The following is a 15,266-nucleotide window of genomic DNA, read 5'->3' on the forward strand; positions in this document are numbered from 1 at the left end:
CCGCGCACCTCGAGCCGGTGGGTCAGCGCGCGGGTGAGCCGCAGCTGCGCCTCGCCGGTCCGCGCCAGCAGCTCCATGCGCACCGGCACCGCCATCTCGGCGGCGGCGGTGGGGGTGGGCGCGCGGCGGTCAGAGACGAAGTCGATGAGCGTGGTGTCGGTCTCGTGGCCCACGGCCGAGATCAGCGGGATCCGCGAGGCCGCCGCGGCGCGGGCCACGATCTCCTCGTTGAAGCCCCAGAGGTCCTCGACCGAGCCGCCGCCGCGCGCGACGATCAGCAGGTCCGGCCGCGGCAGCGCGCCGCCCGGTGTGAAGCGATTGAACCCCTCGATGGCACGGGCGACCTCGGCGGCCGAGGTCTTGCCCTGCACCGCCACCGGCCAGATCAGCACCTTGCGCGGGAAACGCTCGCGCAGCCGGTGCAGGATGTCGCGGATCACCGCGCCCGAGGGCGAGGTGACCACGCCGATGATCTCGGGCAGGAAGGGCAGCGGCTTCTTGCGCGCGGGATCGAAGAGCCCCTCGGCCTGCAGCATCGCCTTGCGCTTCTCCAGCATCGCCATGAGCGCGCCGAGGCCCGCAGGCCGCATGTCCTCGATGATGATCTGGTAGCGCGACTGGCCGGGATAGGTGGTCAGCCGCCCGGTGCAGATCACCTCCATCCCCTCCTCGGGCTGCATGTCGAGCTTGGAGGCGACGCCGCGCCAGACGATGCCCGAGATGACCGAGGCGTCGTCCTTGAGGTCGAGGTAGAGATGCCCCGAGCGCGGCCGCGAGATGCGCCCGAGCTCGCCGCGCACCCGCACGAAGCCGAACTCGCCCTCGATCACCCGTTTCACCGCGCCGGACAGCTCCGAGACGGTGAATTCCGGCATGTTGCCGTCGCCTGCATCCCCGGGGGTGTCGTCTTCGAAAAGGTCCATGGTGCCCCTCTTGCCCTGTCTTGCCCCGTCTTGCGGATTGAGTGCCCTGTCCAGGCTGCGCCGCCCGTGTTGCCCCCAGAGTAGCGCCCGGCGGCGGCGAGGGAAAGATGCCCGCGGCCTGCCTTCTTGCCAGATCCCCCCCGCCCCCGCTAGGAAGCCCGCGATCCTTACCTTGAGAGAGCGGGCCTCATGAACATCCTCATCCTCGGCGGCGGCGGTCGCGAACATGCCCTGGCCTGGGCCGTGATGCAGAACCCCAAGTGCGACAAGCTGATCGTCGCCCCGGGCAACGCCGGCATCGCGCAGATCGCCGAATGCGCCTCGCTCGACGTCGAGGACGGCGGCGCGGTGGCGGAATTCGCCGGGGAGAACGCCATCGACCTCGTCATCGTCGGCCCCGAGGCGCCGCTCGCCGCCGGCGTCGCCGACCGGCTGCGCGAAGCGGGGGTGCTGGTCTTCGGCCCCTCGAAGGAAGCCGCCCGGCTCGAGGCCTCGAAGAGCTTCACCAAGGAAATCTGCGACGCCGCCAAGGCGCCGACCGCCGGCTACGGCCACTTCACCGACGCCGAGAGCGCCAAGGCGCATGTCCGGGCGCAGGGTGCGCCGATCGTGGTCAAGGCCGACGGGCTTGCCGCCGGCAAGGGCGTGATCATCGCCGAGACCGTGGCGCAAGCGGAAGACGCCATCGACGACATGTTTGGCGGTGCCTTCGGCGGCGCGGGCGCCGAGGTGGTGATCGAGGAGTTCATGACCGGCGAGGAAGCGTCCTATTTCGTGCTGGTCGACGGCGAGGACGTGCTGCCCATCGGCACCGCGCAGGACCACAAGCGCGTCGGCGAGGGTGATACCGGCCCCAACACCGGCGGCATGGGCGCCTATTCCCCCGCTCCGGTGCTCTCGGACGAGGTCGCGCAGAGGGCACTCGACGAGATCGTCAAACCCACCATGGCCGAGATGGCCCGCCGCGGCACCCCCTACCAGGGCGTGCTCTACGTCGGACTGATGATCGAGAACGGCGCGCCGCGCCTCGTCGAATACAACGTGCGCTTCGGCGATCCCGAGTGCCAGGTTCTGATGATGCGCCTCGGCGGGCAGGTGCTGGACCTCCTCCACGCCTGCGCTGAGGGGCGCCTGTCGGAGGCCAGGGTGACTTGGGCCGACGACCACGCGATGACCGTGGTCATGGCCGCTGAAGGCTACCCGGGCGCCTACGAGAAGGGCACGGTGATCTCCGGCCTCGAGAGCCTGCCCGAGGACAGCTTCACCCAGATGTTCCACGCCGGCACCGCCGAGAAGGACGGCAAGATCGTCGCCACCGGCGGCCGGGTGCTGAACGCCACCGCCCGGGGCGCGACCCTTGCCGAGGCGCAGGCCCGCGCCTATGCGCTGGTCGATGCGGTGGACTGGCCGCAAGGCTTTTGCCGCCGCGACATCGGCTGGCGGGCGCTCTGAGCCTGCAGGGGTTGGGGGGGCGCTGCCCCCGCCGCGCACGGCATGACATTGCAGGGAAATGGGGGGCTCTGCCCCCGTCCGCTGCGCGGACTCCCCCGGGATATTTGGACCTAGAAGAAAGGGCGGGCCGTGCGAGCGGGCCGCCCTTCGCTGCTCTTGCCGGGCTGCGGGTCAGCGGGCGGGGGTGATGATCTCGCGCTCGGTGACGATGAGATCGAGCGGCGCGTCGGTGGGCTCGAGCGGGATCTCCCCCGCTTCCTGCGCGCCGTAGGCAAAGCCGATGGCATAGGCCGGGCGGGCGGCGCGCAGCGCCTCGAGCGTGCGGTCGTAGAAACCGCCGCCATATCCCAGCCGGTGGCCCGAGCGGGTGAAGGCCAGCAGCGGCACGATGAGGATTTCGGGGGTCAGGAACTCGGCCGCCTCGGGGACCAGCGCGCCGAAGGCGCCGGGCACAAGCGCCATGTCGGGCTCCCAGCGGGCGAAGCGCAGCGGCGCGCCCGGCGCCTCGATCACCGGGATCGCCACCGGGCCATGCGCCGCCGCCTCGGCCATGGCGGGCAGCGGGTCGATCTCGGAACGGATCGGCATGTACCCCGAGAGCGGCACGCCGCGGTAGCCCGCCAGCACCGAGCTCAGCATCCCTGCCCCGGCGCCCGCATCGGCCGCATGGGCCTCTTTCCGGCGGAGCGCCGCCTCGGCGCGGGCGGCGCGCTTGCGGAGGGCCAGGTCCTGATGCGCTGTCATGCGGGGCCTCAGAGCAGAAAGACGGCCGCGAGGCCGAGGAAGGACAGGAAGCCCACCACATCGGTGGTGGTGGTCACGAAGGTGCCCGAGGCCAGCGCCGGGTCGATCTTCAGCCGGTCGAGCGTCACCGGCACCATGATCCCGGCAAAGGCGGCGGTCAGCAGGGTGATCACCATCGCCAGCGAGATCACCATCGCCAGCATCGGCGAGCCGAACCACAGGTATTCGAGTACCGCGATGGCCAGCGCGAAGACCGCGCCGTTGACCATGCCGACGCCGATCTCGCGGCCGACCACGCGCCAGAAGTTCGAGCCGGTGAGATCCTTGGTGGCCAGCGCCCGCACCGTCACCGTCAACACCTGCGTGCCGGCGTTGCCGCCCATGGAGGCGACGATCGGCATCAGCACTGCCAGCGCCACGATCTGCGCGATCACATCCTCGAACTGCGCGATCACCAGGCTCGACAGCAGCGCCGTGCCGAGGTTCACCGCCAGCCAGGGCGTGCGCTGCCGCACAGTCGCGAAGACGCTGTCCGATATGCGGCTCTCGTCGCCGACCCCGGCGAGGCGCAGGATGTCCTCCTCGTGCTCCTCGTCGAGCACGGCCATGGCGTCGTCGATGGTGATCACCCCGACCAGCCGCTCGTTCTCGTCCACCACCGGCGCGGAGATCAGGTGATACTGGTTGAAGGCATAGGCGACATCGGCCTCGGGCCGGGTCACCGGGATGACGTGGAAGGTCTCCTCGACCAGCGATTTCAGCAGCACCTCGCGCCGCGCCGCCATCAGCTTGCCGAGCGAGACATTGCCCACCGGGCGCAGCTTCGGGTCGACGAGGATGATGTGGTAGAACTGCTCGGGCAGGTCGTCCGAGCTGCGCAGGAAGTCGATGGCCTCGCCGACGTTCCAATGCTCGGGGGCCATGACCACCTCGCGCTGCATCAGGCGGCCGGCGGAATACTCGGGGTAGGTCAGCGATTTCTCGACCGCGACCCGGTCACTGTCCTCGAGAACCTCGAGGATGGCATCCTGCTGCGCCTGGTCGAGGTCTTCCAGAAGGTCGACCACATCGTCGGAATCGAGCTCGCGCACCGCCTCGGCGAGCACCTCGGGGGTCAGTGCCCGGATCACCTCCTCGCGGATCGACTCGTCGAGCTCCGAGAGGATCTCGCCGTCGAACTCCTTGTCGTAGAGCTTGATCAGCCGCATCCGGTCGTAGGCGTTGATCTGCTCGAGAAGGTCGGCGATGTCGGCGGCGTGCAGCGGCTCCATCAGCGCGACGAGCTGCTCGCGGTCGCCGACATCCACCGCATAGAGGATCGCCGAGACCACCTTGCGTTCCAGCGGGTTGGTCTCATCTTCGCGGGTCTCTTCCGTCGCCGGGTTTCCGGTCTCTTCGGTCATGCCTGCCCCGTTGAATGCCGTTCGCGCAAACCTTAGGGGATTGCGGGAACGAGCAACAGAGGCGCATTGCGCTTGATCTTGGCCGCCCGCATCCTAGGCCGGTCGCAACCACGAGGACCGAGATGGCCCCCAGCAGCAGCAAGACCCTTTCGCCGACCCTGCACCTCGGGCAGACCCTGAGCTTCACCGGCTCGCCCTTCACCGAAGGGGCCGAGGCGGCGCGCCACGAGAACGCCGGGGCGCTTCTGGTCGAGGGCGGGGTGATTCGCGAGATCGGCACCGCCGAGGCGCTGCGCGCCGCCCACCCCGCCGCCAAGCTGGTGGATCATGGCGCGGCGCTGATCGTGCCGGGCTTCGTCGACGCGCATGCGCATTACCCGCAGACCGGAATGATCGCGAGCTGGGGCAAGCGGCTGATCGACTGGCTGAACCACTACACCTTCCCCACCGAGGCGCGTTTTGCCGAGCGCAGCTACGCCGACGAGATCGCCGGGCGCTATCTCGATCTGCTGCTGGCGCATGGGACCACCTCGGTCTGCTCCTATTGCACGATCCACCCCGAGTCGGTCGAGGCGCTCTTCAGCGCCGCCGAGGCACGGGGCATGCGGGTCTTTGCCGGCAAAACCTGCATGGACCGCGACACCGCCCCCGAGTTCCTGCGCGACAGCGCGCAATCGGCCTACGATGACAGCAAGGCGCTGCTTGAACGCTGGCACGGCAGGGGGCGGGCAGAGTACGTGATCACCCCGCGCTTCTCGCCGACCTCGACGCCGGGGCAGCTGCAGGCGCTCGGCGCGCTCTGGGCCGAGCACCCCGAGGTGCTGATGCAGACCCACCTGTCCGAGCAGACCGACGAGATCGCCTGGGTGAAATCGCTCTACCCGCAGGCGCGCGACTACCTGGACACCTACGAGGCCTACGGGCTGCTGGGAGAGCGCGGCCTCTACGGCCACGCCATCCATCTCGAGCCGCGCGAGCATGCGCGCCTCAAGGAGGTGAACGCGGCGCTGGTGCATTGCCCGACGTCGAACACCTTCATCGGCTCGGGGCTCTTCGACATGGACGGGCTGACCAAGGCGGGGCTGCGGGTGGGGTTGGCCACCGACACCGGCGGCGGCTCGTCCTTCTCGATGCTGCGCACCATGGCGGCGGCCTACGAGGTGGCGCAGCTGCGCCATCACCCGCTGCACCCCTCTGCGCTGCTGTGGCTGGCGACTCAGGGCTCGGCGATCTCGCTCATGGCCGAGGACCGGATCGGCAACCTCGCACCGGGGCTCGAGGCCGATTTCACCGTGCTCGACCTTGCCTCGACCCCGGCCATCGCGCAGCGCGTGGCGCAGGCTGAGGACATCTGGGAGGCGCTCTTCCCGACCATCATGATGGGCGACGACCGGGCGGTGCGGGCCACCTACGTGGCCGGACGGCAGATGCTCTGAGGCCCGGGCCGGGTGCGGCCCGCGCCCCCCGGCCTCACTTCCGCACGCCCATGACCAGCGTCCAGTAGCGGCCGTTCTGCGCGAGGCCGAACTCGCGCACATCGGTGCGCAGCATGGCGGCGCGGTGCGAGGACGACTTGGCCCAGAGCTCCATCGCGCTGTCGATCCCGAGCGGGGTCATGGCGACGTTTTCCGAGACGTGGCGGTAATCGTAGCCCGCCGCCCGCGCCCGCGCGCCGACCCGGCTGCCGTCGCTGCCGACGTGGCTCATCTTGTTCATCCGCGCCATGTCGTCGGAATGGGCCTGTGCAGCGCGCTGCAGCTGCGCCGAGCGACTCAGCGGCGCGAGCCCCTGCGCGCGGCGCCATCCGTTGAAGGCCGCGGCGGCCTCGGCCTGCGAGCTCTGCACGACCTGCGACGGCGCGCGGCGCAGCTCGTAGATGCTCGCCCCCTCGACCTCGCCGCGGGCGGCAGGCTGGTTGGCCACGGACACCGGCGCGGAGACGGTCCTGACGCCGGTTCCGGGTTGCGCGCGCACGTCGACGCAGGCGGCAAGCGCCAGCGGCAGCAGGGTCAGGGCAAGCCACTTGGGCAGTTTCATGAGCACTCTCCGGTACAACAGGCCTTGCAGATAGATGGCGCAGCGGGGCCGCCCGGCAAGCCTGCGGCGCACCCCAGCCCCCCGCCCTGCGGCGGCGTCATTTCACCCGGGCGACCACCATGACCCAGTAGTCGCCGTTCCGCGCGAGGCCGTATTCCTTGACGTCCTCCATCAGCATGTTGGACAGATGCGGCGGCGAGTTGGTCCAGATCTCCATCGCCCGACCCAGCCCGCGGCCGGTCTCGGCGATGTTCTCGGCGCCGCGCCGAAGGTTGTAGCCGCGGCGCTTGATGCGTTCGCCGATGGTGCTGCCGTCGCTGCCGATGTGGGTCATCTCGTGCATGCGCGCCATGTCGTCGGCATGGCCCTGCGCCACCTTCTGCAACACCGGCGAATAGCTCAGCGCCGCCAGCCCCTTGCTCTGGCGCAGCGCGTTGAGCTGCGCCCCCGAGGGGTTCTCGAGGAACTGGGCGGGCTCCCCGCCGGTGTCGGTCTGCGGCAGGGGCACCACCACGCAGGCGGAAAGCGCCGCGCAGAAGGCAAGCGGCAGCAGGCGGGCTGTCAGGGCTCGTCGCATGAAATCCTCCGGTCGTATCCGTCTCGGGCTCAGCCGAACCCGGCGAGTGTCCGCGCCATTTCCCTGTGGCGGCGCAATGCGGCCTCAATGTCTATCGTCGCAATGCGTCCGTCACGCACCACCTGCCGCCCCTCGACGAAAAGGTGCCGCACCTGTTGCGGTCCTGCCAGCAGCAGCGCCGCCGGATCCCACGACCCGGCACTTCCCAGCCCGCTGACGTCCCAAAGTGCCAGATCGGCGCGCATCCCGATGACAACCTGCCCGCAATCGTGGCGGCCCAGCACCTCGGCCCCGCCTCGCGTCGCCACCCGCAGTGCCGCGCGGGCGCTCATCGCATCGGCGCCGTTCTGCACCCGCTGCAAAAGCATCGCCTGCCGTGCCTCGCCGATGAGGTTCGCCATGTCGTTGCTCGCCGAGCCGTCGACACCGAGCCCCACGTTCACCCCCGCGTCCAGCATCGCCCGCACCGGAGCGATGCCCGAGCCGAGGCGGCAGTTGGAACAGGGGCAATGCGCCACGCCGGTGCGGGTCGCGGCAAAGAGGTCGATCTCCTTGCCGTCGAGCTTGACGCAATGGGCGTGCCAGACGTCGGGGCCGGTCCACCCCAGATCCTCGGCGTATTGACCCGGGCGGCAGCCGAATTTCTCCAGAGAATACGCGACATCCTCGTCGTTCTCGGCGAGGTGGGTGTGCATCATCACCCCCTTGTCGCGGGCGAGGATGGCGCTGTCGCGCATCAGCTCACGGCTCACCGAGAAGGGCGAACAGGGCGCGACGCCGACGCGGACCATGGCACCCTCCGAGGGGTCGTGGAAGGCGTCGATCACCCGGATGCAATCCTCGAGGATGGCGCTCTCCTGCTCGACCAGAGAATCCGGCGGCAGCCCGCCCTTGCTGACGCCGATGCTCATGCTGCCGCGGGTGGCATGGAAGCGCACGCCCAGGTCTTCGGCCGCGGCGATGCTGTCATCGAGCCGCGCACCGTTGGGATAGAGATAGAGGTGATCCGAGCTCAGCGTGCAGCCCGAGAGCGCCAGCTCCGCCAGCCCGACCTGCGCCGAGACGTAGAACTCCTCGGGGCCGAAGCGTTCCCAGATCGGGTAGAGCGTCTGCAGCCAGCCGAAGAGCAGCGCGTCCTGGCCGCCGGGCACGGCCTTGGTCAGCCCCTGGTAGAGGTGGTGGTGGGTGTTCACGAGCCCCGGCGTCACCACGCAGTGGCGCGCATCGACGACCTCGCCCACGGTCTCGAGCCGCGGACCTATCTCGGCGATCACCCCGTCGCGCAGCAGGATGTCGACATCCGCAAGCTTGGTCTCGGCATCATCCATGGTCAGGACGGTGCGCGCGTTGCGGATCAGGATTTCGCTCATTTCGGGGCTCCTCGGGTGGTTGCCGCCACCCTGCCCCTTCGGGGCACCGAAGGAAAGGCTGGCCCCGCGTGAGGCTGTTTCCGGATTTGCCGAAGAATTGGCGCCCTCAGCGGTTCAGCAGCGCCAGCGCGGCGGCATGGATCTCGGCATTCGCAGCGGCCAAGACCTGCCCGCCCTCATGCGCCTTGCCGCCCTGCCAGTCGGTGACCAAGCCGCCCGCGGCCTCGATCACCGCGATCGGCGCCTGCACGTCATAGGCCTGCAGACCGGCCTCGATCACCAGGTCGATCTGCCCCGCCGCAAGCAGCGCATAGGCATAGCAGTCCATGCCGTAGCGGGTCAGCCGCGCCTGCGCCGACACCCGGCGGAAGGCCGCGGCCTCGGCCTCGGTCCCGACCTCGGGGAACGTGGTGAAAAGGATCGCCTCGGAGAGCGGCCGTGCGGGCCGCGCGCCGAGCGGGCGCGTGCCCAGCGGCCCGGACCAGCTGGCGCGGCCAAGCCCGCCCTCGAACCGTTCGGAGGTATAGGGCTGGTCGATCACCCCCAGCACCGGGCCCGTGGCATCCGACAGGGCGATCAGCACCCCCCCAGGTCGGCGTGCCGGACAGGAAGCCGCGGGTGCCGTCGATCGGGTCGAGCACCCAGGTCAGCCCGCTCTCGCCGGTCTCGCGGCCGAATTCCTCGCCGAGGATCGCATCCATCGGGCGCCGTGCTGCCAGAACCTCGCGCATCGCCTGCTCGGCGGCGCGGTCGGCGACGGTCACTGGGTCGAACCCTTCGGAGAGCTTGTTGTCCGCGCCAAGCCCCTCGGCGCGGAAATGCGGCAGGATCGCCGCACGCGCGGCCTCGGCCATCTCGCCGGCGGTCTGCCAGAGCTCTTCGGCCAGGGTTGCGGAAATCTGTGCGGAAATATCGGTGGAAGTCTCAGCCATGACGGCCCCCTGCTGCGCGATCCTACGGGATCCAGCTAACGCAGGGGGCGCCGAGGCTCAAGCGACGTCCGAGAGCACCCGGGCCAGTTCGAACAGCCGGCGGCGCTGGTTCTCCGGGATCGCGTAGTAGGAGCGCACCAGGTCGAGCGCTTCCTTGTCGCCGAGGATGTCCGCTGGCATGGCCGGGCTGGCGGGCGCCGCGGCCGTGTCCTCGGCCTGCTGGTCGCTCTCGATCCCCTCGAAGAAGAAGCTCACCGGCACCTCGAGCGCGTCGGCGATATCCCACAGGCGGGAGGCGCTGACGCGGTTCGCGCCGGTCTCGTACTTTTGGATCTGCTGAAACTTGATACCAACGTGTTCTGCGAGTTGCTGCTGCGTCATTCCGACAAGCCAGCGGCGGTGACGAATACGTTTACCCACATGCACGTCCACGGGATGCGTCATCGTTTCTTCCTTTCACTCGCTCTGCGAAAAAAAAACAGAGCACTAACAAAAAAACCCGACCGCTCACAGCAGCGGCCGGAGCCACACTTTTTACGTGAACGAAAGCTACCGTGCTTGATCGCTTCAGATCAAGGGAGTTGCGCCGCTATCGATGAGCACCGCCATCGGGTTGCACTCCACGGTTGTAAATCCAAACAATGACTTAACGTCGCTTTCGAAGGTTTCACATTTTTGCCAAGTTCTGAGCGCGACAGGCCTCAAATTAAGCAGGCAAACCGGAAACCTATACCGAGGGATATGTAATGCTAGCCTATCGGATTGACTCGTTCGGCACTCCTCCGAATCTCCTCGAGACCCCCCTCCCCGTACCCGGCCCCGGACAGATTCGCCTCCGGATCGAGGCCTGCGGGCTCAACTTTGCCGATCTGCTGATGATCGAGGGCCGCTACCAAGACACCCCCGAGCCGCCCTTCACCCTCGGGATGGAGGTCGCCGGGGTGGTCGATGCGGTCGGCCCCGGGGTTACCCAACCCCGCCCCGGGGAGCGCGTCGCGCTCTTCGGCGGCCAGGGCGGCCTGGCGGAATACGGCGTCTTCGAGGCCGCCCGCGCCGTGCCCCTGCCCGGCAGCATGTCCAGTACCGTCGCCGCCGGATTTCAGATTGCTTATGGGACCAGCCACCTTGCCCTCGATCACCGCGCCCGGCTCCAGCCCGGCGAGACGCTGCTCGTCCTCGGCGCGGCCGGCGGCGTGGGCCTGACGGCGGTGGAGATCGGCAAGCTGATGGGGGCGCGGGTCATCGCCTGCGCCCGCGGGCCGGAAAAGCTCGAGGTCGCCCGCCGCGCCGGGGCCGATCACCTGATCGACGCCCGCGAGGCTGACATCCGCGCCGAGGTGAAGGCGCTCGGCGGCGCCGACGTGGTCTATGACGCGGTGGGCGGCGATCAGTTCGACGCCGCCTTCCGCGCCTGCAACCCCGAGGCCCGCATCCTCACCATCGGCTTCGCCAGCGGCACGGTGCCGCAGATCAAGGCCAACCACCTGCTGGTCAAGAACCTCACCGTGATGGGGCTCTACTGGGGCGGCTACCTGAAGTTCCACCCCGAGGCGCTGACCGGCTCGCTGGCACAACTCTTTGCCTGGCACGCCGAGGGAAAGCTGCACCCGCACGTCAGCCACGTGCTGCCGCTGTCGCGCGTGGCCGAGGGGCTCGAGCTGCTGCGCAGCCGCGCCTCCACCGGCAAGGTGGTGATCGAGATCCCCGGCTGACCCCTATTCCGCCGCCAGCTCGGGGCGGCGGCGCAGGGCGCAGAACTCGCTGCGCAGCATCTCCTGCAGCGGCTCGATGATCTGCGGCTTGGCGCCCGAGCCATAGAGGCAGATCTGCTGCAGCCCAAGGTCGGGAAGCACCCCCTGCGGGATCATCTCGAAATGCTGCGGCGCGTGCCCCTCGAGGATCGGCGTCACCGCAAGGTCCGCCGAGACCGAGACCTCGATGGTCCTGTCCATCTCGGAATCCACCGCCAGCTCCCAGTCCAGCCCCTCGCGCTCCATCTGCGTGATGGCGACCGGCCGGAACCCGCAGCGGCGCGAAAAGGCAATCCGCAGCGGCTTGCTCCGCCAGGCGGTGCCGCCGGGCGCGCCGAACCAGCGCAGCGGCACCTCGAGCAGCGCCTCGCCACCCTCGCCCGGCGCGCTTTCAGTGGTGAGGATCACGTCGATGGCGCCACGGGCGAACTGCTCCTTGAGATCCGAGGTATAGGAGCTGATCAGCTGCACCCGCACGCGCGGGTAGTCGCGCTGCATGCGCTTCATGATCCGCGGGATCACCGGGTAGACGATGTCATGCGGCACGCCGAGCACGATCTCGCCCTCCCAGTCCTGCCGCGTCAGCCGGGCGTAGATCTCGTCGTTCATCTCGACCATGCGGCGGGCGTATTTGAGCAGTTGCTCGCCGGCGGGCGTCAGCGCCACGCCGCGCCCCGAGCGGTCGAGCAGCGCCAGCCCCAGCATGTCCTCGAGCCGCTTGAGCTGCATCGAGACCGCCGATTGCGTCAGGTTCAGGAACCCCGCCGCGCGGGTGACCCCGCCGGCATCCGCCACCGCCACGAAGGAGCGCAGGGTCGTCAGGTCGAGGTTTCGCATGCATCAAGCTCCGTGATGAATCGCTTCAGAAACATTCGTTTTACAGATTTCCGCCCGAGGAGCATAACCCATCACACAGCAACATGGAAACACCGAGACACATCAGCATATGTGAAGGATAGCCTCATGCCCCGTGATATCGCCCTGCCCCGCGCCCGGATCGGCCACCGCCCGCTGCGCCGCGCCCCGCTCCTGACCCGCTTCGTCGATCTGCTCGGCCTCGCCCGGCAGCGCCGCAAGCTCGCCGAACTCGACGATCACCTGCTGCGCGATCTCGGTCTGACGAAGCGTCAGGCGCTCGAGGAAGCCAAGCGCGGTTTCTGGGACGCGCCGGGCCACTGGCGCCTCTGAGGCCCGCCGCAAGCCCCTCGCGCCGTTCCGCTTTTCGGGCCGCTCCCCCCGGGGCCCGCACTGCCCTCTCCAGGTCCGTCACTTCGCGGCGCGCATGGAGAGGGCAATTTTAGTTCAGAAACAGTCTCTTTTGCGCATCGCCCTTCTTGAAAAGGACGCGGGTGCTGCCAATATCGGACCCGAACAGTTATATTGCTGCTGCACATATTCAACTCGGAGGACACGACCCGATGGCAGACTTCAACACAATCCGGACCCACGGCGCGGCTGGCGCACGCGCGGCCCAGATTGACGCGGGGCTCCGCGCGCACATGAACAAGGTCTACGCGACCATGTCCGTGGGCATGCTGCTGACCTTCGCAGTCGCCTGGGCCGTGGGCACGAGCCCGAACCTTCTGGCGGTCTTCCGCGACCCGGCGACTCTGCAGCCGAACATCCTCGGCTGGATCGTCATGTTCGCCCCGCTGATCATGGTCTTCGCCTTCGGCGCAGCCCTCAACCGCCTGTCCGCCGCCGGCGCGCAGCTCTTCTTCTACGCCTTCGCGGCGGTGATGGGCCTGTCGCTGAGCTGGATCTTCGTGGCCTTCACCGGCTTCTCGATCGCCCAGGTCTTCCTCGTGACCGCGATCGCCTTCGCCGGCCTCTCGCTTTGGGGCTACACCACGAAAAAGGACATCTCCGGCTGGGGCTCGTTCCTGATCATGGGCGTGATCGGCATCCTCGTGGCCTCGATCATCAACATCTTCCTCGGCTCGCCGGCGATCTACTTCGCCATCTCGATCCTGGGTGTGCTGATCTTCGCCGGCCTGACCGCCTATGACACGCAGAACATCAAGAACACCTACATCCAGCACGCCGCCCACGGCGACAGCGAATGGCTCGCCAAATCCGCGATCGTCGGCGCGCTGAACCTCTACATGGACTTCATCAACCTGTTCATGTTCCTGCTGCAGCTGATGGGCAACCGCGAGTAATCGCAGCCACGGCGCGCGCATCCCGGCCCCGCCAGACCCCCGGTCTGGCGGGGTTTTTCTTTGGGCGAGGCGTAAAGCGGCTCAGAGCGGAGACAGCACCTCTCCGGGCAGCAGCTCCGCCCCCATCAGCCCGCGCAACGCATTGCCGATCCAGAGCCGTTTCGCGCGCCGCAGGTCGGCAAGGCTCACCACCGCCTCGGCAAAGGCGCCCTCCTCCAGCAGAGTCTCGCGCAGAACCCCCGGCAGCAGCCCCGAGGACAGTGCCGGGGTCACCCGTGCGCCGTCTTCACGCTCCAGAAAGACATTCGTGTAAGCCCCCTCGCAGAGCTCGCCGCGGGTGTTGAGAAAGAGCAGCTCATCCACCCCCTCGGGCCGCGCCCTGAGCGCCGCATCATAGAGCGCGCGCGCGGTGGTCTTGTGGCGCAGCAGCGCGTCCCCGGGGTCGAGCCGCGCGGCGCAGAGCATCACCCGCGTCCCCGCGGGGACAGCGGCGGGATCGAAGGGCACCGAGGTGATCTCGATGTCCCCCGCCCGCCCCACGGTCAGCCGCAGCCGCCGCGGACCCTCGGCTTCGAACCCTTCGAGCGCAGCCTCCAGCGCCGCCCGCTCCAGCGGAATGCCGAGCGCCGCCGCACTGCGCAGGCAGCGCGCAACGTGCCGCGCGCCGCGCAGCGGGCCGCTGCCGGGCTCCCAGCGCAGGGTCTCGATCAGCCGCAGGTCGGGGCTCAGCCCTGCTGCATCAATCCGGTCAGGAATCGGGCTTTCCACAGTGCCTCCTCGTATTCCGCCTCGCAGCTGCTGTCCTGCACGATGCCGCCGCCGACGCCCAGCAGGGCGCGGCCTGCGCCGGTCACGCTCAACGTGCGGATCGCCACGTTGAACTCCGCCGACCCATCCGGCGCCATCCAGCCGAGCCCGCCGCAATAGACCCCGCGGCGCCAGCCCTCGAGCCGGTGGATGGCCTTCATCGCGGCGATCTTCGGCGCCCCGGTGATCGAGCCGCAAGGGAAGATCGCCCGCAGCAGCTCCGGCACCGAGGGGCGTCCCTCCAGCTCGGCCACCACGCGCGAGACCATCTGGTGCACCGTCGCGTAGCGCTCGACCTTCAAGAGCTCGGGCACCTTGACGCTGCCCGGCCGCGCCAGCCGCGACAGGTCGTTGCGCATCAGATCGACGATCATCACGTTCTCGGCGCGGTTCTTCTCGTCCGCCGCCAGCGCGTCGCGCAGCGCATCGTCCTCGGCCGGGGTGGCGCCCCGCGGGGCGGTGCCCTTCATCGGCGCCACCTCGATCCGGCCGTCCGCGTCGAGCCCGAAGAAAAGCTCGGGCGAGCAGGAGAGGATCGTCTCGCCCCCGAGCTGTGCAAAGCCGCCGTGCCCGACCGGCTGATAGGCCCGCAGCGCCGCCCAGAGATCCCCGGGCGTGCCCTCGAAACGGGCCTCCATCGGCATGGTCAGGTTGACCTGATAAAGGTCACCCGCCGCAAGCATCTTCTTGATCTCGTGGAAGGCCGAGGCATAGCGATCACGCGACCAGAGCGGCGTCACGGAGGTGACCCGCGCGCGCCGCCCCTGCATCTCTGCCAGCGCCGCCGAGGCGTCCTGCGGAGCGTCGAAGATGCCGAAGTGCAACAGCGGGGCACCGGGCTCCCAGAGGTGCGCCAGCGACGGCTCCAGCGCGAAGCCCAGCTCGTAGGCGGCATAGCCCGCGACCCAGAAGCCCGCGGCCCGGGCCTGCTCGAGCCGCGCCAGCGCCACAAGCGCCCCGGCGGGGTTCGAGGCGGTGACCAGTTCGCGCGGACGTTCGAAAAGCGCCGCTGCGCCGCCCGGTCCTGCCTCAAGAATGATCCGCGTCTCGTCCATCGCCGCCCGGCCCCTGCTTCATGGCGCGACCCCTAGCAGAGCGCCGGGGCCCG

At 69.1% G+C, this 15,266-nt stretch carries 15 protein-coding genes and 1 pseudogene; 5 read left to right on the forward strand and 11 right to left on the reverse strand.

Annotation, left to right across the window (positions count from 1 at the left end; all coding sequences use genetic code 11):
- The coding region (gene xseA, locus CLG85_RS16035; protein WP_260349589.1) for an exodeoxyribonuclease VII large subunit at window positions 1-923 on the reverse strand (923 nt) is incomplete at its 3' end.
- A 189-nt stretch (window positions 924-1,112) separates the two neighbouring features.
- Here xseA and purD point away from each other — a divergent pair.
- Window positions 1,113-2,375, forward strand: a complete 1,263-nt coding sequence (gene purD / locus CLG85_RS16040) for a phosphoribosylamine--glycine ligase (RefSeq protein ID WP_260349592.1) — start codon at window positions 1,113-1,115, stop codon at window positions 2,373-2,375.
- 171 nt (window positions 2,376-2,546) lie between these two features.
- Here the strand turns inward: purD and CLG85_RS16045 are convergent, their stop codons facing one another.
- Together CLG85_RS16045 and mgtE are read right to left on the reverse strand one after the other, a co-directional pair.
- Window positions 2,547-3,119 (reverse strand): 5-formyltetrahydrofolate cyclo-ligase, encoded by a 573-nt coding sequence (locus CLG85_RS16045; RefSeq protein WP_224844703.1) that lies wholly within the window; start codon window positions 3,117-3,119, stop codon window positions 2,547-2,549.
- Window positions 3,120-3,127: 8 nt separating this feature from the next.
- A complete protein-coding gene (gene mgtE, locus CLG85_RS16050) occupies window positions 3,128-4,522 on the reverse strand; it encodes a magnesium transporter (RefSeq protein ID WP_095883939.1) in 1,395 nt (464 codons plus the stop codon).
- Window positions 4,523-4,644: 122 nt separating this feature from the next.
- On the opposite strand from mgtE, the gene guaD reads away from it, so the two are divergent.
- A complete protein-coding gene (guaD, locus tag CLG85_RS16055; protein ID WP_095883938.1) occupies window positions 4,645-5,958 on the forward strand; it encodes a guanine deaminase in 1,314 nt (437 codons plus the stop codon).
- Window positions 5,959-5,992: 34 nt separating this feature from the next.
- On the opposite strand, the gene CLG85_RS16060 is transcribed toward guaD, so the two are convergent.
- The 5 genes and pseudogenes from CLG85_RS16060 to CLG85_RS16080 all read right to left on the reverse strand — a co-directional run bounded on the left by CLG85_RS16060 (window position 5,993) and on the right by CLG85_RS16080 (window position 9,882).
- The gene (locus CLG85_RS16060; protein WP_260349594.1) at window positions 5,993-6,559 is read right to left on the reverse strand and encodes a CAP domain-containing protein; all 567 of its coding nucleotides are present in this window, start codon (window positions 6,557-6,559) and stop codon (window positions 5,993-5,995) included.
- Between the two features lie 97 nt (window positions 6,560-6,656).
- Window positions 6,657-7,136 (reverse strand): CAP domain-containing protein, encoded by a 480-nt coding sequence (locus CLG85_RS16065; protein WP_095884454.1) that lies wholly within the window; start codon window positions 7,134-7,136, stop codon window positions 6,657-6,659.
- Between the two features lie 29 nt (window positions 7,137-7,165).
- Window positions 7,166-8,506: an 8-oxoguanine deaminase gene (locus CLG85_RS16070; RefSeq protein ID WP_095884453.1), complete on the reverse strand. Its 1,341-nt coding sequence runs from the start codon at window positions 8,504-8,506 to the stop codon at window positions 7,166-7,168.
- A 106-nt stretch (window positions 8,507-8,612) separates the two neighbouring features.
- Window positions 8,613-9,360 (reverse strand): annotated as a pseudogene (gene hisN / locus CLG85_RS16075) (histidinol-phosphatase).
- Between the two features lie 135 nt (window positions 9,361-9,495).
- Entirely contained in the window at window positions 9,496-9,882 is a 387-nt protein-coding gene (locus CLG85_RS16080; protein ID WP_095884084.1) for a helix-turn-helix domain-containing protein, read from the reverse strand.
- Between the two features lie 302 nt (window positions 9,883-10,184).
- On the opposite strand from CLG85_RS16080, the gene CLG85_RS16085 reads away from it, so the two are divergent.
- Entirely contained in the window at window positions 10,185-11,150 is a 966-nt protein-coding gene (locus CLG85_RS16085) for an NADPH:quinone oxidoreductase family protein (RefSeq protein WP_260349596.1), read from the forward strand.
- A gap of 3 nt (window positions 11,151-11,153) precedes the next feature.
- Here the strand turns inward: CLG85_RS16085 and CLG85_RS16090 are convergent, their stop codons facing one another.
- Window positions 11,154-12,026, reverse strand: a complete 873-nt coding sequence (locus CLG85_RS16090; protein WP_095883327.1) for a LysR family transcriptional regulator — start codon at window positions 12,024-12,026, stop codon at window positions 11,154-11,156.
- 126 nt (window positions 12,027-12,152) lie between these two features.
- Here CLG85_RS16090 and CLG85_RS16095 point away from each other — a divergent pair, with 126 nt between their 5' ends.
- Window positions 12,153-12,377, forward strand: a complete 225-nt coding sequence (locus CLG85_RS16095; RefSeq protein ID WP_095883328.1) for a DUF1127 domain-containing protein — start codon at window positions 12,153-12,155, stop codon at window positions 12,375-12,377.
- A 230-nt stretch (window positions 12,378-12,607) separates the two neighbouring features.
- A complete protein-coding gene (locus CLG85_RS16100) occupies window positions 12,608-13,351 on the forward strand; it encodes a Bax inhibitor-1/YccA family protein (RefSeq protein WP_095883329.1) in 744 nt (247 codons plus the stop codon).
- 81 nt (window positions 13,352-13,432) lie between these two features.
- Here CLG85_RS16100 and CLG85_RS16105 read toward each other — a convergent pair whose 3' ends face one another.
- Window positions 13,433-14,119, reverse strand: a complete 687-nt coding sequence (locus CLG85_RS16105) for an aminotransferase class IV family protein (RefSeq protein WP_260349597.1) — start codon at window positions 14,117-14,119, stop codon at window positions 13,433-13,435.
- A complete protein-coding gene (locus CLG85_RS16110; RefSeq protein WP_260349599.1) occupies window positions 14,077-15,213 on the reverse strand; it encodes an aminodeoxychorismate synthase component I in 1,137 nt (378 codons plus the stop codon). The genes CLG85_RS16105 and CLG85_RS16110 overlap by 43 nt, the downstream gene beginning before the upstream one ends.
- Window positions 15,214-15,266 lie beyond the last annotated feature (53 nt).

It is taken from the genome of Alloyangia mangrovi, from assembly GCF_002300555.2.
Lineage (GTDB): Bacteria > Pseudomonadota > Alphaproteobacteria > Rhodobacterales > Rhodobacteraceae > Salipiger > Salipiger mangrovi.